Genomic DNA, 20,444 nt, shown 5'->3' with positions numbered 1-20,444 from the left:
AGCCCCGGTCGCACGGTGGGGGCGCCCCGGGACGACGGGGGACCGGTGAGGCAGGGGCGATCTCTGGGGCCGAGGTCGCGAGGCGGCGCCGGCGAGGAGTAGTTATTTGCCGGTGTCGGTGTAACCCAGAGCCGATAGATGACTCCGACAGTCGATGGACCACCGGCCCGTCCCGCCAGCGTCCAGCTCTACGACGCGCTGGTCGACGCGGGCGTCGACCTCCTGGTCGGCCTGCCCGGGACGCAGACGCTCCCGCTCGACCGCACCGTCGCGGCCCGAGACGAGATCCGGTACGTGATGGCTCGCCACGAGACCGCGATCCCCCACGTCGCGTGGGGGCACTACGAGGCCGGCGGCGGCGTCGCCGCGACGCTGACCGTCCCCGGCCCGGGCGACACGAACGCGATGCACGGACTGAAGAACGCCCTCGACGACCGCGTGCCGCTGATCCACGTCGCAGCGACCCCCGATCCCGACGACCGCGGCAAGGCGCCGATCCACGAGATCGAACCGGACACCTACGACTACGTCGTCAAGGAGAACGTCTCGGTGGATCGGCCGACCGAGTTTCACCGGAAGGTCCACTCGGCGATCGAGTCGGCGCTGGCGCCCCCGCGGGGACCGGTCCGGCTCGGCGTCGCCCGCCCGCTCCTCGACGCCGAGTTCCGCTCGCCGGGGATCGTCGATACGCCGTCGACGAGCGTGTTCGACGGCGACGCCGAGTACCGCACCGCGGCCGCGGCGCTCGCCGGCGCGGACCGGCCGGTCGTTTATCTCGGACTCGGCGCCAGGCGGTCGGGAGGCCCGTCGGCGATCCGGGCGCTCGTCGAGCGACTGGACGCGCCCGTGGTCACCTCCTACAAGGCGAAGGGCCTCTTCCCCGAGGACGACCCCCGCTGGCTCGGCGTCACCGGGAGCCACCTCCCGGCCGGCGGGAAGCGGGCGCTCGCGGCCGCCGACGTCGTCCTCGCGCTCGGGACGCGCTTCGACGGCGTCACGACCGCCGACTGGTCACTCCCTATGGGCGAGACGCTGATCCACGTGACCCGGGACACGAGCCGGATCGACGTCGCCTACGACGCCGACGTCGCGATCGCGGCGAGCGTCGCCGAGGCGGTCGACGCGATCGGCGACGAACTCGGCGACGCGGCGCGGCCCGACTCGGCGTGGGACGGGGCGGCCGTCGCCGACCGCGTCCGCGCCGAGTACGAGGCGCGGCTCGACGAGCGCAGGTTGTTCGACGATGATCCACCGGTCGCGACGGCGGGCGTGTTGCGGACCCTCCGGGAGGCGCTGCCGCGAGAGGCGGTCGTCGCCACTGACATCGGCGGGTTCAGGCTCTGGGCCAAGCAGGTCTTCGAGAGCTACGAACCGGGGACCTACGTCACGGCCGGGTCGTGGGCCGGCATGGGCGTCGGCCTGCCGGCCGCGCTCGGCGCGAAACTGGCCACGCCGGACCGGCCCGTCGTCGCGCTGACCGGCGACGGGAGCCTCATGATGTGCCTGCAGGAACTCCACACGGCGGCGGCGAACGACCTGAACGTCGTCACGGTCGTCCTGAACAACGCCGACTACGGCGTCATCAGCAAGTCGCCGGACATCGACCGCTACGCGGACGGACACCGGTTCGGCTGGGCGTCGCCCGACTTCGGGGCCATCGCGGAGGGGTTCGACTGCCGCGGGACGACCGTTCGGACGCTCGGCGACCTCAGTACCGCGGTCTCGGACGCGCTGGGACGGGACGACGGGCCGGAACTGATCGACGTCCGCGTCGACCCGGACGAACCGACCGCGGCGGCGGCCGCCGACTACGACTCCGAACTGGAGTTCTGACCGCCCGGTTCAGATCCGAACGCGCGCCGTCACCAGCCGCCCGGTGACACCTCCGTTCACTGCGACACCTCGCGTGACGACGAGCGACGACTCGCCGGGAGAAACGTTATCATTCGTCGTCTGCAACCCTCTGAACGTGATCTATCAGTCCGGCGGCGATCCGTTTCTGGGAGCGAGCAGTGCGGCCGACGACGGTCGTTCGACAGCTGGGAGCCGGAGCGCGAACACGGCGGCCGAAACGCCCCGGCGCGACGACGAGCGGCTGTCGACCGTGGAGTCGTACGTCGACCGAGTGCTGGAGACCGGGCGCGACCGGTGGAGCGGCGAGTCGACGCCGCTGTTCGTCGACGGCGTTCACGTCGAGACGGACGACCCCGTGACCTGGCGATACGACGGCGAGGAGTTCGTCGTCTCCAACCTGGCCAGCCAGCAGAACCTGTTCCGGGTCCTGGCCGGGCTGAGCGGCGTTACGGGAGATCGCCGGTACGTGGACGCGGCGAGGGAGTCGGTCGCCTACCACTTCGACGAACTCGTCGACGAGCGGGGCCTGCTCAGGTGGGGCGGCCACCAGTTCGTCGATCTGCGGACGCTCGACCCCGTCGGGCACTTCGACGCCGACGTCCACGAGTTCAAGACCCACTTCCCGTTCTACGAACTGCTGTGGGACGTCGACGCCGAGGCGACGACTCGCCTCCTCAGGGCGGTCTGGGACGCGCACGTCCTCGACTGGGAAACGCTAGACATGAACCGTCACGGCGAGTACGGCCGAGAACTGGGCGATCTCTGGGACCACGAGTTCGCCGACCCGGACCCCTTTTTCGAGGGCGACGGGCTCTCGTTCGTCAACGTCGGTACGGACCTGATCCTCGCGGCCGGCGCGCTGTCCGCGCTCGCCGGCGACGGCGACGCGTGGACCTGGGGAGAGCGCCTCGCGGAGATGTACGTGAAGGCGCGCCACCCCGAGACGGGGCTGGGCGCCTACCAGTACACGAAGCCGCGGCGACGCAACGAACCGCCGGCCGACGGCCCGTTGCCGACGACCTCGGACTACGGCGACCGCGCGGAGAACCAGTTCGGCGACGAGTTCGCGGAGGTCGCGCGCGAGGGGTGGGTCGTCTGGGGGAGTCGGGTCCGGACGCTGTACGCCCGCAGCGGGTTCGTCCAGCTCGCCCTCGCGGAGTCGCTCGGTCGGGACGGCGAGCAGTTACGCCGGTGGACGGTCGACGGCCTCGCGGTGCTCGCCGAGCACGGGTACGCGCCGGAGCGGAACGCGTTCCTGCCGATGTGGGCCGACGGGACAGATCTGACCGGGAAGTCGTTCCCGCGCACCGGCTATTACGGCGAGAAGGGGCGGACGTGGGAGCCGCTCGACGCCGACATGCAGTTCCTCCGGACGTACGTGCGTGCGTACCGCCTCTCCGGACGGGACGTGCTGTGGGAGACGGCCAGGCGGATCGCAGACGGACTCGGCGTGGGCGACATCGGTGCCAACCCGGGCGAGGGCGTGGCGCTGGACCCGGAAGTGGCGGGTGCGAACCCGATGGAGATATTCGCGCTGCTGGAGCTCCAGCGGACCGCGAGCCACCCGGACTACCTGGACCGCGCTCGCCGCGTGGCGGACCGCATGATCGAACGGCGCTACCACCACGGCTTCTTCCTCGCGAGCGCGGACCGCGCCTACGCGCGGTTCGACGCCGCCGAGCCGCTGGCGATCCTCGCGCTCGACGCGGCGCTCCGCGGTAAACCCGGTCTGGTCCCGGAGTATCTGGGCGGACACGGCTACGTCCACGGTACCTTCGACGGACACGGCCGGACCCGCGACACGAAGCTCATCTGGCCTGCCGAGCGAGGCGAAGAACCCGGGAGCCGGTGAGTCGGCGGCCGGGTCGTCGAGTCACGTCCGCGGTGTGCGTCCCGACGCGCTCGACCGCCGTGCGCTCCCAGTCGCCCGGCGAGACGGGGCGCCGGGCGTTCCGGATCAGTCGTCCGCGGCTATCGCGGATTCCTCGTGGTCCAGCACGGACGACGAGAGGTCCCAGCCGTCGAGGTAGTCGCGTTCCGCGTCGACGAGGCGGGAGAACAGTTCGCGGGCCTCCTCGGTGCCGACGTCCACGAGCGGGTCGGTCAGGAACGCGCGGTACGCGCGGTCGAGGTCGCCGTCGAAGCCGGCCGCGACGAGCGTCTCCTGGTTCTTCACGTGCGTCAGGACGATATCGTGCAGTTGGTCAGGGAGTTCGCCCGCGGTCAGCGGCGTGACGCCGTCGCCGTCGACCAGCACGTTCGTCTCGACGACCGCGCCGTCCGGCAGGTCGGGGCACTGCCCGCGGTTGGGGTAGTTGGCGTGGGTCTTCAGCGGCTCCATCCCCAGGAGCGCGCGCATCCAGTCGACCGCCTCCTCGCCCGACTCGGTGAACTCGAAGGGCTCGTCGCCCTCCAGCAGCTCGCGGCGCTCGTCCTCGCCCTCGGGCCAGTGGTCGACCCGGTACTCGCTCGGCGTCTGGCGGATCCCCCACTGTTGGACCTCCTCGCCGGACTCGACGTCGAGGTACCAGGGGACGAACTCGACGAGGTGGCGGTCGCCCGCGGCGGGCAGGATTCCGAACTGCTCGTAGAGGTCCTGCGTCACGTCGCGATGGTTGACGAAGTACGACTCGTCGTCCAGGTCGCCGGGGTCGAAGCGCGGCACCGACTCGCGGTCGGCCACCCACCGGTCGACGAGGTCGTACACGTTCCGGTCGCCCCAGTGGGCGTCGTCGACCCAGGTGAAGTGGTTGATTCCCTTCACGTTCACGCTGATCTCCTCGCGGGCCACGTCGTCGGCGTCGAGGTACTCCTCGGCGAGGTCGGCGAACAGCTCCTGGACCTTGAACACCTCGTGGCAGAGCCCGACGGCGTTGATGTCTGGGTACTCCTCGTAGAGGGTCCGCGTGCAGACGGTCATCGGGTTCGTGTAGTTGATGACCCAGGCGTCGGGACACTGCTCGCGGACCGCGGCGGCGATCTCCCGGTACTGCGGGACCGACCGCATCGCCCTGAGCGTCCCGCCGGGGCCGACGGTGTCGCCCACGGTCTGGTAGATGCCGTACTCCGCGGGGAGTTCGAGGTCGTTCACCATCGTCTCGCCCGGCGGGTCCTGGGTCGACAGGATGACGAAGTCGGCGTCGGCGAGCGCGTCCGAGAGCGTCTCGGCGACCGTGTACTTCCAGTCGCCGACCGCCTCGTCGTGGCGCTGGATCCACTCGCCTAGTTCGGCGTTCGTCCGGGCGCTCTCCCGGTCGACGTCGTAGAGGGCGACTTCGCCCGCGAGGTCCGTCGTCTGCGCGAGGTCGTTCATCAGCGTCGTCGCCCACGACCGGCTCCCGCCGCCGACGTAGCCGATCTTCACCTGTACGCTCGACTGGTCGTCGCGTCGTAACTGGTGCATCTACAGGCGCTTGCGAGACGACGGCTAATAGCTTTTGGCTGGCGGAGAGGAATTCCTCGACGCAGAGTGTCAGTCCGCGCCGGCCGAGCGCGGATCGCGCTCGCTCCCGCCCCCGCTCTCGCCTTCGAGGCCCGGGAGCGGGTCGCTGTTCCAGTACTCCCGGTCGTCGCGCGCGTAGTAACAGGCCGCCTCGTGTCGCGGCGTCTCGCCCACCGGCGTCAACTCGGGGCTCTCCTCCGTGCAGGCCTCGCGCGCTTCCGGACAGCGCGTGTGGAACCGACAGCCCGAGGGCGGGTCCTCGGGATCCGGCACGTCGATCTCGCGGAGCGGCGGGCTCTCGATGGGCTCGTCGATCTCCGAGAGCCCGGAGGTCGCCCAGATGAGGCTCTTGGTGTAGGGGTGCTGGGGGTTGTTGATGATCTCGTCGGGCGGACCGATCTCGACGATCCGACCGAGGTACATCACCGCGATCCGGCCGTCCGCCTTACCGGCCAGGTAGCGCGCGTTGGACATGTTGTGCGAGATGAACACGAACGACGTGCTGAACATGTCCTGCAGGTCCAGGAGGAGGTTCATCATGTTCACGCGCAGCGAGACGTCGAGCGCGCTGACGGCTTCGTCGGCGAGGATCAGGTCCGGTTCCAGCAACATCGCCCGGACGACGACGGTCCGCTGTGCCTCGCCGCCCGAGAGCTGGTGGGGGTACCGCGAGGCGTAGTCGCTGGCCGGCGTCAGCCCGACGGTCTCGAGCATCGTCTGGACGAGCTCGCGCCGTTCGACCAGGTTGAGCTCCGGCCGCCACTTCTTCAGCGCCGGGCTCAGGTTCTCGAAGACCGTCCGGTTGGGGTCGAGCGAGTTCCCGGCGTCCTGGTGGATCATCTGGAGGGAGCGGCGGATCTTTGAGTAGGGGATCTCGCTCTCCCCGGTCCTGGCTTCCCAGATGTCCTGTCCGCGATAGCGGACGGACCCGTTCGTCGGTTCCTGCAGCCCGATCATCGCCTTCCCGAGCGTCGTCTTCCCGCAGCCGGACTCGCCGACGAGCGCGACGACGTCGTCTTCCCCGATCTCCAGGGAGACGTCGTCCACCGCGCGGACGACCGAGTCGTCGCCGAAGAAGCGGCCGAGCAGTCCCTGTTCCGTACCGAAGTGGACGTCGAGGTCCTCGACTTCGAGGAGTGGTTCGGAGTTCATTGTTGTTTCTTGAGGGGGATCGCTTCTCGCGACTCTTCCCAGTAGAAGCAGGCGGCCCTGTGCTCGTCGGCGACGCGTTCCAGCGGCGGGTTCTCGAGCGTGCACTCGTCTTTGGCTATCTCACAGCGGGGGTGGTACGAACACCCCTCCGGGACGTTCAGCGGGTCGGGGCTCGTCCCGACGATCGACTCCATGCTCTCGAGGGGGGCGTGCACGTCCGGGATCGAGTTGAGGAGTCCGCGCGTGTACGGGTGTGCCGGGTCGTCGACGATGTCCTCGGTCGGGCCGATCTCGAGGACGTCGAAGGCGTACATGACCGCCAGCCGGTCCGCGATGCGGGCGACGTGGCTCAGGTCGTGGGTGACCATCATGATCGTCAGGTTGTACTTCTCCTTGAGGTCGGACAGGAGTTTCAGGATCGACTGCTGCATCAGCAGGTCGAGCGCGGCCGTCGGCTCGTCCATGATGAGCACTTCCGGGTCGAGGACGAGCGAGAGGGCGATGAGCGCCCGCTGTTTCATCCCGCCCGACAGCTCGTGCGGGTAGGAGTTTAGGATCCGCTCGGGGTCCAGGTGGACGTCCTCGAGCAGGCTCCGCGCCCGCACCATGCCCTCGTCGACGTCGTGGTCGTGGGCCTCCAGCGTCTCCTCGAAGTGGCTCTGTAGCGAGAGCGTCGGGTTGAACGAGTCCATCGCTCCCTGGACGACCATCGAGATGTGCTCCCACCGGAACCGCCGCATCTCCTCTTCGTCCAGTTCGTTCGTGACGATGGGTTCGCCGCCGTCCGGCGGGTAGTAGGTGATCTCACCGGTCAGCTGCCCCGGCGGGTCGATCGCGTCGAGGACGGAGTCGGCGAGCATCGACTTGCCCGACCCCGACTCGCCGACGATCCCGATCACCTCGCCGCGGTGGACGTCGATCGAGACGTCGTCGAGCACCTTCGAGGTCCCTCGCCCCATCGCGAACCCGACGCTCGCGTTCCGGATCTCGAGGACGTTCTCGTGGGCCCCGGTCGCGCCCACGCCGGACCGGTCAGCGTTTTGCGATGCCATTGTCCCTCGCGGAGTCGCCGTCTCCTGGCCGCTCGGCGCTCGCAGTGCCGACCACTTCCGACAGTGATACTCCGACGCACATGTATGGTAGAGATGACCTCACCCACGTACTTAACAGTTATCCGTGATCGACACTCCCGCCCCGGGGCACCCGCAGATATAAGGGGGATCCGGAAGCATGCAACAACATGGCACAGGCGAACACAGTCACGCGTTCGATACGGCGACACTGGCCCATTCTCGGGGGCGCGGTGTCCTCGACGCTCCTCGTGGTCGGGCTGGTAATCGTCGCCGTGGGGGCAGCGCTGAACACCGGAGTCTGGGCCGGCATCCTCGGTATCGTCGGGATCCTGCTCGTCCTCGTCGCGCTCGTCTCCCGCGGGCTAATCCTGTTGTACCGGAAACTGTAACCCCGGCCCCGGCGGTGACGCCGGGCCGCGCCGCCGTTTCTCCGTCCTCGTCCGTCCGAGCGGTCGATCCGATTCGCGGCGTCCGTCCCCGCGCGTCACGGTCAGAAGGCCACCGTAAATACGTAATAGACGCCCATCAGGAGGAGGACGATCGTGATCAGTCCGATCAGATACCGGGCCGTGCTGCCTTCTTTTTCTACTTGCATCGGTCCATCACGAACGTTCGACACATGCTGTGTTAACAGTTATCATAATATTTCTGTCGAGAAGCGGAGCCGTCGGGACCGCGTCGCGGGAGAAGTCGTCCGCCGACCGGACGGCAGCGGCGGTGGCCGTCAGTCGTCGGCCGGGGTAGCGGGCGGCGCGCCCTCGTCAGATTCCAGTTCCTCGCTGGAGACCGTCTTCGCGTGACGGGCCCGCAGGCGGGGGTTGAACAGGCGGTCGGTGCCCTGTGCGAACAGCTGGAGCCCGTAGGTCATCGTCGCGATGAACAGCATGGGCGCGAGGATCCAGTGGAACCGGTCGGCGCCTGCCAGCGCGCCGCCGTTGCGCGCGACGTTGAGGATGACGCCCCAGTTCTGGTTCGTGAACGGCAACACGCCGATGAAGTACAGCCCGACGGACTCCATCAACACGTTGCGCATCGCGCCGGCCGACCCCATCATCAACAGCGGCATGAGCCGCGACATGATGTTCTTCGAGAGGATGCTCCGGGTCGGGATCCCGAGGACGCGCGAGGCCTCGACGTGGGACTCACCCCGGATCGTCAGCACCTGCGACCGGAGCTGACGGGCCAACCGCGGCCAGTTGTCGATGGCGAGGATGGCGCCGACGAACACCGGGCTCTTCGGTTCGATGATCACCGCCAGCACGATCACCAGCGCGAGCCCGGGGATGTTCATCATGATGTCCGTGACCGTCATCGCGATCTTGTCGAAGAGGCCGCCGAGGTACCCGCCCCCGACGCCGAGGAGGATCGCGAGCCCGAGCGTCACCAGCGCGCCCGTCCCCATCATGATGAGCATCGGTCGGGTCGCGTAGATGTTCATCGCCAGCAGGTCGCGACCGATGTCGTCGGTCCCGAGCGGGTAGCGCATGTTCTCCCACATGCCGAGTATCGGCTCCGCCTGCATCGGCCTCGGTTCCGGGACGACGTAGGGACCGAAGATCCCCAGGAACGCGAATATCGCGAGGATGATACCCCCGACGCGGGCGCGGGGCGACGTCCAGAGGATCCGGAACGGCGTCAGCACGCTCTTGTCGAACCGCTCGCGAGTGTGCTGCTTCCAGGAGTACTCCGTGTCGGAGACCTCGAAGTTCAGCGCGGAGTCGTCCGTCCGCGGGCGGTTGCGGTCGAGGCGGTTCTCGATGGCCGCGTCGCCGGTCCGGGCGTCGTCGTCCGAGCGCAGGTTGCGGACGAACTGCCGCAGCGACTCCCGGAACGACCGCGAGTAGGACCTGCGATCAGTGTGGCCGGCGCGCGGGTCGATGAACCCGTAGGTCAGGTCCGCGATGAGCAGTCCGAGGACCGTGACGACGGTGAAGAGGATGACCGCCGCCATGACCGTGACGTAGTCGCGCGACATCGTCGCCTCGTAGAAGTAAAAGCCCATCCCGCGGTAGCGGAAGATCTGTTCCATGATGATCGACCCGCCGAAGATGGTGGCGAGCCCGGCCATCAGCCCGGTGTACATCGGGAGCGTGGAGTTCCAGCCGATGTACCGGAGCTGTATCCGCGACTTCGGGAGCCCTCTGAGTTCCGCCACGTCGACGTAATCCTCGCCGATGATGCGGGTGCAGTGAGCGCGGAACTCGAGACCGCCCCAGGCCGTGACCGCGAACGACATGATCGGGAGCGCGGCGTGTCTGAGCACGCTGGCCATGAACGCGGCGTTGAACCCGGGCGTCAGGTCGTGGTTGTACCGTCCCCCGCTCGGGAAGAAGTCCGTCCCGAACCCGAACACGAACAGCAGGATCAGCGCGACGATGTAGTACGGGACGGAGTCGGTGAAGATCACGAAGTAACTCCCGGCGACGTCCCACTTGTCGCCCTCGTGGACGGCGAGGAACCCCCCGATGAGGAACACCATCATCGTGCCGATCACGAGGGAGAACAGCGAGATGAACATCGTCCAGGGGATCGCCGGTCCGAGCACGTCCCAGACCGGCTCCGCGTAGAAGATCGACCGGCCGAAGTCGCCCTGGAGGATAGAGGTCATGTAGTCGATGTAGGCCTTCCACATCGGCTCGTCGGGGTTGACGTTCGTGTACAGCTCGACCATCCGATTGAGCTGCGCGTAGGACACCTGGCCCCCCGACCGCTGTCGTATCTGCGACGCGATGTAGTCGGCCGGCCCACCCGGTATCAACCGTATCACGACGAACGAGAAGGTGATCGCTGCCCAGACGGTGATGACCGACTGCGTCATCCGTCGGAGATAATAATTCTTCTCCGGCATACGGAGAGAATGCTAGCACATACACTTAACGGTTGTGGACGTAACGATCGTTGATTATAGAAACGCGATGCTGGTGGGTTCAGCGCGTGCGGAGAAACGGGAGTGAGACGATTGTCGACGGGACTGCCGGGCGTTCAGTTCGCGATGCTGCGGCTCAGCCCTGGGGCCACTGGTCGGCCTCGCTCTCGGGGACGGGGCCGAACCACTCGTTGCCCATCTTCCCCATGTAGTGGGCGTAGGAGTACTGGCCGATCTCGATGATCTCGTAGCGGTAGGCTGGGTTCTCCTGCCCCTGGGGCGGGTAGGTACGCCAGCGGGACTTGTTGACCCAGTAGCCGCCCGCCCCGCCCTCTTCGTTGACGGTGAACCACGGGACCGTCTGGTTGAAGATCCAGGCGAGTTCGTTGACCCGCTCCTGGCGCTTCTCGTCGGACATCTGCCGCCGGAGCTGTCGTCGCTTCTCGTTGATGTTGACAGTCTGCAGGTCGCCCTCCGGGTCGCCGACCGGGTACGGGACCTCGACTTCCGGTTCGAGCGCCCAGGCGTCCGCGTTGGGGACGTCCTCGCCGGCGAGCGTCTTCGTCATCGGGAACGTGGTGTTCCAGTCGAGCGTCGGCGGAGCGCTCTTTGCCCCGCCCCACGCGTCGAACATGATATCCCAGTCGCCCGAGTCGAGGGTCTCCCCGGAGCGGATCGTCGACTCCTGTGCGGTGACCTCCGTGTTGAGGCCGAAGCTGTCCAGGTACTCCTTGGCGATCTGGGAGTAGCGCAACGCCATGGGCTCCTCGTCGGAGGTCGCCGTGTACAGCCGGAGCGTGACGTTGTTCCCGTCGGGGTCCTTCCAGCGACCGCCGCTCTTCGAGAACCCGGCGTCCTGGAGCAGCTGGGTCGCGCGGTCGCTGTCGACGTCGGACTCCGAGGCCGCGTAGTGTTCGAACGACTGGAGCGTGTCGTTGGGCCAGTTCTCCTGGCCGCCGAACCACGGGACCTCCTTGTCCTGGCCGAGACCGGTGATGTAGCGGTCGTGGATCCAGTAGTTCCCGTAGTCGGTGTGCCACGACATCATCTGCTGGCGCGGCACGACGTGCATGATCGCTTTCCGGACCCGACGGTCGCCGGTGATCGAGTCCGACTGGCAGTTGAAGAACAGCCCGTTCCCGCCCGCGCGCATCGTCGGGACGATCTGGTCCTCGGTGAGGTTGTCGGCCGGCCGCCAGCCGAGTTCGCGGATCTCCTCGCGGGCGGACTCGGAGTTCGGCGGGTAACTGACGTCGATGATCTGCTCTTTCATCGCCTGGGTGCGCTGTTGTTGGTTGGGGTACCGGCGCCACCGCAGGTCGTAGTCGATCATGTCGCCCGTGATCTCGCCGTCGGCCCACTCGTGGCCGCTGAACGGGCTCCGGTAGTCGTCGAAGGCCTCCATGAGTGCCCTGTTGGAGTCGCCCTCGGTCATCTCCCAGATGGAGTTGCCGGGGACCTGGCTGTTGTCCCACGGCGGCCGCTTGACGGTCTCCTGGAGGTCGGTCCGGACCTCGTCGCGCTCGCTACTGCTGGAAGCATCCGTGAACCGCTCGGCGAACTCGCCCCAGTTGTCGCGGTGGGCCCAGACCCAGCCGCGGCGCTTGAGGTGACCGAACTCGAAGATCTCCCGGCTGATGTCGGGATTCTTCAGGTCGAACTGGAGCTCGTAGTCGCCGGTCTGCTGGACGTTCTCGTACAGCGGCTGCGCGCCGTACCCCTTGTTGACCGTCTGCATCAACTGCCCCAGTTTGAGCTGGGTGACCGCGTCCTCGGCGGTCAGATCCGACCCGTCGTGCCACGTGTACGAGTCGCGGATGTTGAAGATGGTCGTCCCGTCGTCCTGGTACTCCCAGTCCTTCAGGATCATCCCCTTCGTCGCGTTGTCGTACTTGTCGTGGACGGCCCACTGGTCGAACATGGCCCAGTACCAGCGGAACGACCAGTTCGCGGAACTCCCGTACGGATTGAAACGGGCGTTGTCCGGTGCGATCCCGATGATGTGGTCTAACGTGCCGTCGACGTACTGGCCACCGGCCGTATCGGTCGCCTCGTTGCCGCCGTCACCGCCGTCGCCTCCGCCGCCGTCACCGCCGTCGCCGCCGTCACCGCCGTCGCCCTCGTTGCCCAGCGGCGTGACCGAGCCTTCCCCGTCTTCGCCGTCGCCTTGACAGCCGGCGATGCCTGCGAGCCCGGCGGCCGCGACCCCACCCAGTGACTGCTTGAGCAACCGCCGCCGCGTTGTCTCCGGCAGATCTGCCCACTCGCCGTCGCTTACCCACTCCTCGGATTCCTCGCTACTCTCTGATTCCATCATAGTGAATCCATTTCCCTAATTTTCACTTCTGACATATATAACTATTGTAAATGTGGTTATCTATCTGCCCGCTGTGGCGACTCGCGACGCCCGGGAGTGGCGGACATTCATCACGCGGCGCGAGCGAGCGGTCGGCGCCCTCCGGCGGAGTGACACGGATCGGCGGGCCCGAAAGCGGGACCGGTCCGAGTCCGCACGGACGGTTCCTACCGGCGTGAGCGAATGCGCTCGTCCCGACCACCGGAACCGGTGACCCGGGCCGCGGCGACGGGAGAACGTGTCGGCAGGCCCGTTACCGCCGGTGTCCCGAACCATTATTGACCCGCGGGCGCTTTTCCGAGCAATGGCAGAAGACACGACGAGATCAGCGTTTATGGACTGGATCTGTCGCCGACAACTCCTCTGGATAAGCCTGCTGGCACTTACGCTGGTCCACCTCGTCATCGCCGTGATGGCTGCGACCGCTATCGAGCCGGGGTCAGCCAACTACTACGTCCTCCTCATGGACTTCGGGCTCATCGCCGTCCTCCTGGTGGTCATCGGTCTCGTCTTCTGGCGCTGCGGCTACCTCGGCGACACGCCGATGCACTGACCGACTTCCCTCTGACGCCCGCGCCCGAGAGCGGCGAGTGCCCGTCACGTTGGGAGCAGAAGTAAACTTAATAGTGTCGGTGTAATTGCACCAGATATGCAGCCACAGCGACTTCGCCGGAATTTCGAGTCCGTCGCGTTCACGACCGCTGTCCCGTTCACCGACGACAGGTCCGAAGTCGACACCGCCGCGCTCGCGGACAACGTCGAACGGCTCTACGACCGCGGTGCGCGCCTGTTCATCCCCTGCGGGAACACGGGGGAGTACTACGCGCTCACCGACGAGGAGCGGGCCGCGGTCGTCGAGACACACGTCGAAGCGACCGGGCCGGAAGCGACCGTCGCCGGCGGTGTAGTCGGCAATGTTCCCGAGGTTTCCCGCCTGGCGTCGACGTACGCGGACGCGGGGGCCGACGCGATCATGGTGATGCACCCCGACCACACGTACGTCCACGAAGAGGGGCTGAAAACCTACTACCACCGCATCTGTGACGAGACCGACCTCGGGGTCGTCCTCTACAAGCGCGGCCGCGACCTCCCTCGAGGGGTGATCGTGGACCTCAGCGAGCGCGAAGAGGTGGTGGCGGTGAAGTTCGGAGTCGCCGACGTGAAGGAGTTCGCCCAGACCGTCCAGGACGCCGACGGCGAGCTCACGTGGGTCAACGGGATCGCGGAGCGGTACGCGCTCGCGTTCGCCGTCGAGGGCGCGTCAGGGTACACGACCGGGCTCGGCAACTTCCTGCCCCGGACGACCCTCGCCCTGTACGAGGCTATCGAGAACGGGCACTGGGAGCGCGCCCGGACGATCCAGCGGTCGCTCCGGCCGCTCGAAGACCTCCGCGACAGCCCGGGCGAGGGAAGCACCGTGGCCGGGGGGAACAACGTCCCGGTCGTCAAGTACGGGATGGACCTGGCCGGGTTCAGGGGCGGCCCCGTTCGCGAACCACTGGTCGATCTGGATTCGCGCGGCCGCGAACGCGTCGAACGGCATTACGACCGGATCGAGGGCACGTTCGGGAACCCAGCGTGAAGGGCCGAAACCGAGGCCCTGGCGACTCGGAGGTCCCCGCCCCCGTTCGACCCTTCGAACCTAGCCGGCGAACGGGGCTCGTCGAACCGAAAGCAACGCCGAATTCGCGCCCGTAACGGACTTTCTGCGCGGAATCGGCCGAACCTGGTCGATCGCCATCGCTCGCGAGACTCGGTTCGCTACATCGGTGGCAGGGCGGAACCGCCCTTCGCGGGCCCGTCCGAAGAGTCGGTCGCGGGACACCACCTGAAGATGCGGCACGGCCGCCCTCCGAGCGAGCGCTCTGCCGATCTTCTCCCAATTCCCGACTCGCCGCACCGGTCCCGCTGGTATTGTCCCCTATTGCGAACTGAATTTCGAGTACTCCTCCCGGCGTTCGCGACGAGATCTCCGGCTTCATCGGTTCACGCGACCGATATCTCTCCGTTCCTCTCTCGCGACAGTGGGAGAAGCGTTCACCGCGAATCTAGATTACGTTCGTATGGATGTAATTCGTTCCCCCTCCCGATCTCCGCGATTCTGTGAATGTTGTTAACCATTCACAAGGGTCGGGAATAGTGAACGTATGCGAAATGACACCCCGATATCCGTCCGTAATTTCATAGCGATTGTTGCCTCAGTTGTTCCGCTCTAGCGAACTGAACGGTTCCTGTTCCCGAGAGCGGAATCCGGTACGTGTTTCGGCCGGTTCCCGCCGGTCACCGGGCAGCCGGCGTGCGGTCCAGACTCCCTCACCCCTATTCCAAGGGGGAAAATCATTAAGGTCTGGTAGTGAGGCATTGACTAACATGGCGAAGGCGTCAGAGGACGGGAGGGGTCGAACCGTACGGTCGGTCGGGATCGCGTTCGAGATCCTGGACGTCCTGCAGGAGCGCGGGAAGTCGAACGTGACTGAACTAGACGAGGCGCTCGAGTACTCTCGGAGCACGATCCACAGCCATCTGCGAACGCTCGAGGAACAGCGGATGGTCGCCCGGGACGGCTACGATTACCGACTCAGCCTCCGCATCCTCGACATGTCGAGGGGGGTCAGAGATCTCGTCGGGAACTACGACGTCATCCGGAACGAGGTCGACGCCCTGGCAGAGAAGAGCGGTGAGACCGCGCAGTTCGGGATCGAAGAGCACGGACAGGTGTCGTATCTGTACAAGACCACCGGCGAGAATGGCATCAAGAGCGCGTCGAAGGTCGGGACCAAGCAACCGATACACTCGACCGCGCTGGGGAAATCAATCCTCGCGTTTCTCCCGGACGACCGAGTCGAGGAGATCCTTCACTCGTGCGAGTACGAACGCCGAGCGCCGAACACGATCTCCGGCCCCGACGAACTCCTCGAGGAAGTGGAGCGGACTCGGGAACGGGGCTACGGGATCGACGACGAGGAGAACGTAGAGGGGATCCGCTGTGTCGCGGCGCCGGTCAAAAGCGACGATCAGGTCCTCGGTGCGGTGAGTCTCACCGGCCCGTCGATCAGGTTCACTACCGACCGGATCCACGGCGAGCTCTCCGACCTCGTCCAGTACACCGCGAACATCATCGAGATCAACACCAAGTTCTCCTGATCGGTCTCTCCGTCGTTTCCGACGGTTCCACCCGGTACGCTCCGCTGTGCGTGAATCGAACTCTTTCACCGCAGTTGTACCACCCCGGTCGGAGTCTCACGGGCGAACGAGTGGGCCTCCGTTCCGATAATGACTCCGTCGGAGCGCTGTCGGGACGGTCTCTCGAAAAGAGAATGCGCGTCACGTCGCTCACGTGACTGGGCCGCCGTGGCCGACAGGCACGTGTCGAGTCGCACTCTCGCTACTTCCGAGTCATGGAACTCCTGATTAAATTATCTGGTATGTTCGAAGTAGTATTGGAAGACTTAGATATATGCGGTTTTCGATATTTCGCGTTCGACAGTAATGGGGTGTTAATTCATACTCCTTCAGTGTCGTGGTCAAACATTCACAACTCCAACCTATACGGGGGTAAATGAACATCTTAAGCGCGAAGATGTGATCGAATACAAAGAATCTGAATGGGGGAAGAATTGCTACCGTCTCTTGGTCGATGGGTCGACCTTGATCCTTTATTCAGGCCAGTTCGGGCCCATTTTAAGCCACTACTAGACTTCCACGATATGCGAAGTCCGACTCCAGTCTTCGAACACTGCCACTCCGAGCGAAATAGTATAAAGGATAGATAATAGTATGGAATTTGTAATAATCGTGCGGGCGCAGCGGACGAAGTTCGAAGACGAGGTTTCGAGCGCCGGGCCAGCGGCTACGCTGTCGAGTATCGCAACGATAGCGTCGGGGTTCCGTCAGCTGCGGTGTACCGGTGCGGCGAACCAGCGTCGAGGAGCTACCGGGATCCGACCCCGTGTCGCGGGTTCCGGGATCAGCAGGCGGGTCCCGGGGCACGCGCCGCTTTTGTGTCCAGAGACGCTACCGGAGAGCAACTGACACCATGGAATCAGAATCCACGCCGAAACTCCACAAGGCGCCGCGCAGCGACGTGACCCAGGACCAGGGCAAGTTCCGGATTCGCTTCAACTTCCCCGGCCGGAACCACCCGGACCACGACGACCACGGCTACGGGCCGCTCTCGACCGTCGTCGAGTCGTTCATGGACCCGGACACGCTCATCTCGATGCACCCCCACCAGAACGAGGAGATCATCTCGTGGGTGCCCGCGGGCGTCATGCGTCACGACGACCGCGAGGGGAACGAACTCGTCACCGACTCAGAGCACCTGCTGGTGATGAACGCGGGCAGCGGCTTCTGGCACGAGGAGCGCACGCTCGCCGACGACCCGCCGCTGCGGATGCTCCAGATATTCGTCCGACCGCACAGTCTGGACCTCGACCCGGGCATCCAGCACGGACCGATCGAAGGCCCGATCGACAACGAGTGGCGCCACGTCTTCGGGCCCGAGGGATCGGAGGCGCCGTTCACCGTGCGCAACGACGTCCACTGCTACGACGTGCGACTCAACGCGGGGGAGAGCGTCGACCTCCCCACGACCGCGGGGCGGGACACGTACTTCTACGTCTTCGAGGGCGCCGTCGAGGCCGCGGACACGCACTTCGACGAGACCGAGAGCGGGCTGCTCGTCGACGCCGACGACCTGCCGGTCACCGCGCGGGAGGACTCGGTGCTCGTGGCCTTCCGTATCGACCCCGACGCACCGGTCACGCGGCGGGGGACGATCGGCCGCTAACCGTTCGCGTCTCGACCGTCGAGCGCGCTACTCGTCGCGCCACGACTCCTGGCAGTCCTCGCTGCAGAAGGGGTAAAACTCCGGCTCTCCGTCCGATCCCCGTCGCTGCAGCACCGGGTACCACTCGCTCGTATCGATCTCCGCCCCGCAGTACTCACAGGATCTGTGTCGGGCCGCGGACTGGCTGCTGTCCCCTGCGGGATCGTCGCCGCCGTCTTCCTCACCCATCGGCCGCTCCGCCGGGTACTGGCGGTCTAGTCGTTCGTCGGCGATAGAACGACCCTCTCTGCTTGGGGCCCCGCGCCCGGGAGCGCCGCCACCCGGTTCTCACGGCGCGACTCCCGGGTCTCGTCTCACGCCTCGCCAGATTCATCAGTCGTCGGCGCGGCGTCGGTCGTCGGCGGGGGAGCGACGGCGACGTCGCCGTCGGCGCGAACGGTGACTCGACAGCCCGCCATCGTGAACCGGATCTCCAGCGACGGGCCCCGAGATTCGGCCGACGATCGGACGAGACGATCCAGTGCGTCCGGGTCGACGACGGCGTACAGCGGTTCCAGTTGGAGCGGATCGGTCCCCGTCGCCGTCGCGACGGCGTCGATGACCGTCTCACTGACGTGGCCGTTGGGACAGACGTTCGTGACCGCACGCGGGTTCTGGTCGATGGTCGCTTCCATACTTCAGCGGACGGGGGGACACGGGATAGCCGCTGTTTCAACACTGATAGTGCGCTCGGCGAGCGCCGCTACGTACGTAGGTCGATCACTCGGGCGAGGACGGGGCGCCGTCGAACAGCAGCGCGCAGAGCTTCCGCTCCGCGGAGCGGAGGTGGGCGTTGAGCGTCGGCTGGCTGATATCCAGCGTCTCGGCGACTTCTTCGCCGGTGCGTTCGCGCGGCCACTCGAAGTAGCCGCTCAGGTACGCGGTCTGGAGCGCTTCTAACTGCCGGTCGGTCAGTTCCTCCCGGAGGAGGCCGTCGAAGCCCCGCTGTGACCTGTCGGTCCGCTCGGTGTCGCGCCGCGCGATCAGCTCCGTCCCCGGATACGTGTTCTCCAACCTGTTGAGGAACGTCCGGACGTCGACCGCGTCCGGGAGCTCCACGGTCGCCACGACCTCGGACTCGGAGAGTTCGATCGACTGCGCGACGGCCCCGCACTCCACGAGCGAGGACGGGATCGTCGGCTCCGAAACCGTCATCTCGAATCGGCTGGTGCCGTCGCTGTCGGCGCTCGGATCGCTGATGCGGCGGAGCTGCCGGATGCCGGGTATGCCGTCGGCGACGGTCTCGATCGAACCGGCGGATTCGCCGCGTGCAGTGAAAAAGAGCCGGATGGTTCCGTCAGACTGGGGGACGACGCCGCCGTACTCGAGCTGGCAGTCGGTCTCGCGAGCGAGGCGGCTCAGCGGGTCGTCCGGCTCTCGTATCGCCAGCTTGACCTCCACCACCGTCTCGGCGAGGAGTGCCTGCCTCGTCTCGACGGAGTTGATCGCGTTGGCGATCGTCTCGCCCAGTTCGCGGGCGACGTCGTTCGAAACCGTGCCGAGCACGCCGGGTTCGTCGGCGAACGCCGTCAACACCCCGTAGGACAGGTCGTTGTACGTGAGCGGGATGGCGATCGCCGAGTGAAAGTCCTCGGTGAGCGCCGTCTTGCGCCACGGCTCCTGTCGCAAGTCGTCCACGACGTTCGGGACGACGACGACCGAATCGGTCGTCGCGGCCGTCACCGAAGGCGGCCCGTTCGCGGCGTCCACCGACGGCGAGATGGTGTCGAGATACCCCTGATTCGCGCCGGCCCAGGCCCTCGGTTCGAGGGTGCCGTCCGCGGCGAGTTCGCCGATCCACGCGAAGACGAACTGGTCGTCTTCGGCGACTCGGTCGCAGACCGCCTGTTCGATCGCCGCGCGCGTCGTCGCCTGGACGAGTATCTGGTCGATCTCACGGATGAGCGCGTTCATCCGGTCGAGCCGCTCCAGTTGGCGGTTCCGTCGCGCCAGCTCCTGTTCGCTCTCGCGCAGGGCGGCCTCGCGCTCGACGCGGTCGAGGGCGGCTTCTGCGGTGGCCGCCAGGTGGTCGGCTAACTGCTGGGTCTGTTGGCCGGGCTGACCGACGGCTTCGGAGACGATCGCCAACACGCCGTGATCGCCCAGCGGGACCCAGATCCCGCTTCGGACGGGCGTGTCCTGGCGAGCGGTGTACTCGGATTCGAGCACGTCGTCGAGGGTAATCGTCTCACCGGTGACGAACGCTTGCCACGTGATCGCGGTATCGTCGGCGCTGAACGACGGCAACTCCCCGAACAGCTCCTCGATGTAGTCGGTGTACGCGACTGGCCGGAGGACGTTGGTCGAGCCGTCGAACAGGTACACGCCGACGCCCTGCTGATCGAGCACGTCGACAGCCGTTTCGACGACGAGGTCGCCCACTTCGCGGCCCGATTCGGCGTGGATCACGTCCCGACTCGCGTCGTGCAGTGCCGCCCGCGTTCGCTCGAACTTCTTCCGCTCGATCGCGTGGCGGAGCGCCCGTCCCAACAGCGGCGGCGTGAGTTCGTCCTTGACGAGATACTCCTGGGCGCCCTGCTGGACCGCTCGGGCGCCGGTCGCCTCGTCGGAGAGACCGGTCAAGACCACGATCGCCACCGCTCGCGAGCGGTCGCGGACGGCCTCCAGGGTGTCGATCCCCGTGCTGTCGGGCAGTCCGAGGTCGAGCAGGACGACGTCGGTCGTCTCGTCGAGCGCCCGTAGTCCCTCGTCGAGGGTGTCCGCGTGGCGCAACTCGCCGATCCGTAGGCCGCTCTCGTCTGTCGCCGTCCGAGAGCCGTCGGTCGCTCCGTCGAGCAACTCCTCGACCAGTCGGACGTCGCCGGGGTTGTCTTCGATCAAGAGGACGCCGACGCCGTCCGTCATGGCGACTC

15 protein-coding genes are annotated in these 20,444 nt (G+C 66.6%); 7 read left to right on the top strand and 8 right to left on the bottom strand.

Annotated features, from left to right (window positions below; genetic code table 11):
• The first annotated feature begins 138 nt into the window (after positions 1 to 138).
• Together PSC72_RS02760 and PSC72_RS02755 are read left to right on the top strand one after the other, a co-directional pair.
• The gene (locus tag PSC72_RS02760) at positions 139 to 1,833 is read left to right on the top strand and encodes a thiamine pyrophosphate-binding protein (protein WP_274324372.1); all 1,695 of its coding nucleotides are present in this window, start codon (positions 139 to 141) and stop codon (positions 1,831 to 1,833) included.
• Between the two features lie 136 nt (positions 1,834 to 1,969).
• Entirely contained in the window at positions 1,970 to 3,706 is a 1,737-nt protein-coding gene (locus tag PSC72_RS02755) for a hypothetical protein (protein ID WP_274324371.1), read from the top strand.
• Between the two features lie 105 nt (positions 3,707 to 3,811).
• Here PSC72_RS02755 and PSC72_RS02750 read toward each other — a convergent pair whose 3' ends face one another.
• The 3 genes from PSC72_RS02750 to PSC72_RS02740 all read right to left on the bottom strand — a co-directional run bounded on the left by PSC72_RS02750 (position 3,812) and on the right by PSC72_RS02740 (position 7,500).
• The gene (locus PSC72_RS02750) at positions 3,812 to 5,257 is read right to left on the bottom strand and encodes a family 4 glycosyl hydrolase (protein WP_274324370.1); all 1,446 of its coding nucleotides are present in this window, start codon (positions 5,255 to 5,257) and stop codon (positions 3,812 to 3,814) included.
• A gap of 69 nt (positions 5,258 to 5,326) precedes the next feature.
• Positions 5,327 to 6,448 carry an ABC transporter ATP-binding protein gene (locus tag PSC72_RS02745; protein WP_274324369.1) on the bottom strand — a complete coding sequence of 374 codons (1,122 nt, stop codon included), beginning with the start codon at positions 6,446 to 6,448 and terminating at the stop codon, positions 5,327 to 5,329.
• Complete coding sequence (locus tag PSC72_RS02740; protein WP_274324368.1) at positions 6,445 to 7,500, bottom strand: ABC transporter ATP-binding protein; 1,056 nt, start codon at positions 7,498 to 7,500, stop codon at positions 6,445 to 6,447. Before PSC72_RS02740 ends, PSC72_RS02745 begins: the two co-directional genes overlap by 4 nt.
• Positions 7,501 to 7,688: 188 nt before the next feature.
• Between PSC72_RS02740 and PSC72_RS02735 the strand changes: the two genes are divergently transcribed.
• A complete protein-coding gene (locus tag PSC72_RS02735) occupies positions 7,689 to 7,910 on the top strand; it encodes a hypothetical protein (RefSeq protein ID WP_274324367.1) in 222 nt (73 codons plus the stop codon).
• A 335-nt stretch (positions 7,911 to 8,245) separates the two neighbouring features.
• Here the strand turns inward: PSC72_RS02735 and PSC72_RS02730 are convergent, their stop codons facing one another.
• Together PSC72_RS02730 and PSC72_RS02725 are read right to left on the bottom strand one after the other, a co-directional pair.
• Positions 8,246 to 10,369, bottom strand: a complete 2,124-nt coding sequence (locus tag PSC72_RS02730; RefSeq protein ID WP_274324366.1) for an ABC transporter permease subunit — start codon at positions 10,367 to 10,369, stop codon at positions 8,246 to 8,248.
• 154 nt (positions 10,370 to 10,523) lie between these two features.
• Positions 10,524 to 12,701 carry an ABC transporter substrate-binding protein gene (locus tag PSC72_RS02725; protein WP_274324365.1) on the bottom strand — a complete coding sequence of 726 codons (2,178 nt, stop codon included), beginning with the start codon at positions 12,699 to 12,701 and terminating at the stop codon, positions 10,524 to 10,526.
• A 346-nt stretch (positions 12,702 to 13,047) separates the two neighbouring features.
• On the opposite strand from PSC72_RS02725, the gene PSC72_RS02720 reads away from it, so the two are divergent.
• The 4 genes from PSC72_RS02720 (at position 13,048) to PSC72_RS02705 (ending at position 17,532) form a co-directional block, all read left to right on the top strand.
• Positions 13,048 to 13,296: a hypothetical protein gene (locus PSC72_RS02720; RefSeq protein WP_274324364.1), complete on the top strand. Its 249-nt coding sequence runs from the start codon at positions 13,048 to 13,050 to the stop codon at positions 13,294 to 13,296.
• A gap of 96 nt (positions 13,297 to 13,392) precedes the next feature.
• On the top strand, positions 13,393 to 14,325 hold the full coding sequence (locus PSC72_RS02715; protein WP_274324363.1) for a dihydrodipicolinate synthase family protein: 933 nt from the start codon (positions 13,393 to 13,395) through the stop codon (positions 14,323 to 14,325).
• 788 nt (positions 14,326 to 15,113) lie between these two features.
• Positions 15,114 to 15,887: an IclR family transcriptional regulator gene (locus PSC72_RS02710; RefSeq protein ID WP_274324362.1), complete on the top strand. Its 774-nt coding sequence runs from the start codon at positions 15,114 to 15,116 to the stop codon at positions 15,885 to 15,887.
• Positions 15,888 to 16,779: 892 nt separating this feature from the next.
• A complete protein-coding gene (locus PSC72_RS02705; RefSeq protein ID WP_274324361.1) occupies positions 16,780 to 17,532 on the top strand; it encodes a pirin family protein in 753 nt (250 codons plus the stop codon).
• A 27-nt stretch (positions 17,533 to 17,559) separates the two neighbouring features.
• Here PSC72_RS02705 and PSC72_RS02700 read toward each other — a convergent pair whose 3' ends face one another.
• The 3 genes from PSC72_RS02700 to PSC72_RS02690 form a co-directional block, all read right to left on the bottom strand.
• Positions 17,560 to 17,760 (bottom strand): DUF7576 family protein, encoded by a 201-nt coding sequence (locus PSC72_RS02700; protein WP_274324360.1) that lies wholly within the window; start codon positions 17,758 to 17,760, stop codon positions 17,560 to 17,562.
• Between the two features lie 125 nt (positions 17,761 to 17,885).
• Positions 17,886 to 18,206 carry a HalOD1 output domain-containing protein gene (locus PSC72_RS02695; RefSeq protein WP_274324359.1) on the bottom strand — a complete coding sequence of 107 codons (321 nt, stop codon included), beginning with the start codon at positions 18,204 to 18,206 and terminating at the stop codon, positions 17,886 to 17,888.
• A gap of 85 nt (positions 18,207 to 18,291) precedes the next feature.
• Positions 18,292 to 20,436 carry a bacterio-opsin activator domain-containing protein gene (locus PSC72_RS02690; RefSeq protein WP_274324358.1) on the bottom strand — a complete coding sequence of 715 codons (2,145 nt, stop codon included), beginning with the start codon at positions 20,434 to 20,436 and terminating at the stop codon, positions 18,292 to 18,294.
• Between the last annotated feature and the right edge of the window lie 8 nt (positions 20,437 to 20,444).

Origin of the sequence: Halosimplex aquaticum, from assembly GCF_028747785.1 — an archaeon.
GTDB lineage: Archaea > Halobacteriota > Halobacteria > Halobacteriales > Haloarculaceae > Halosimplex > Halosimplex aquaticum.
Note: the sequence above shows the minus strand (reverse complement) of the source record. Positions and strands in the feature narration are given on the sequence as shown.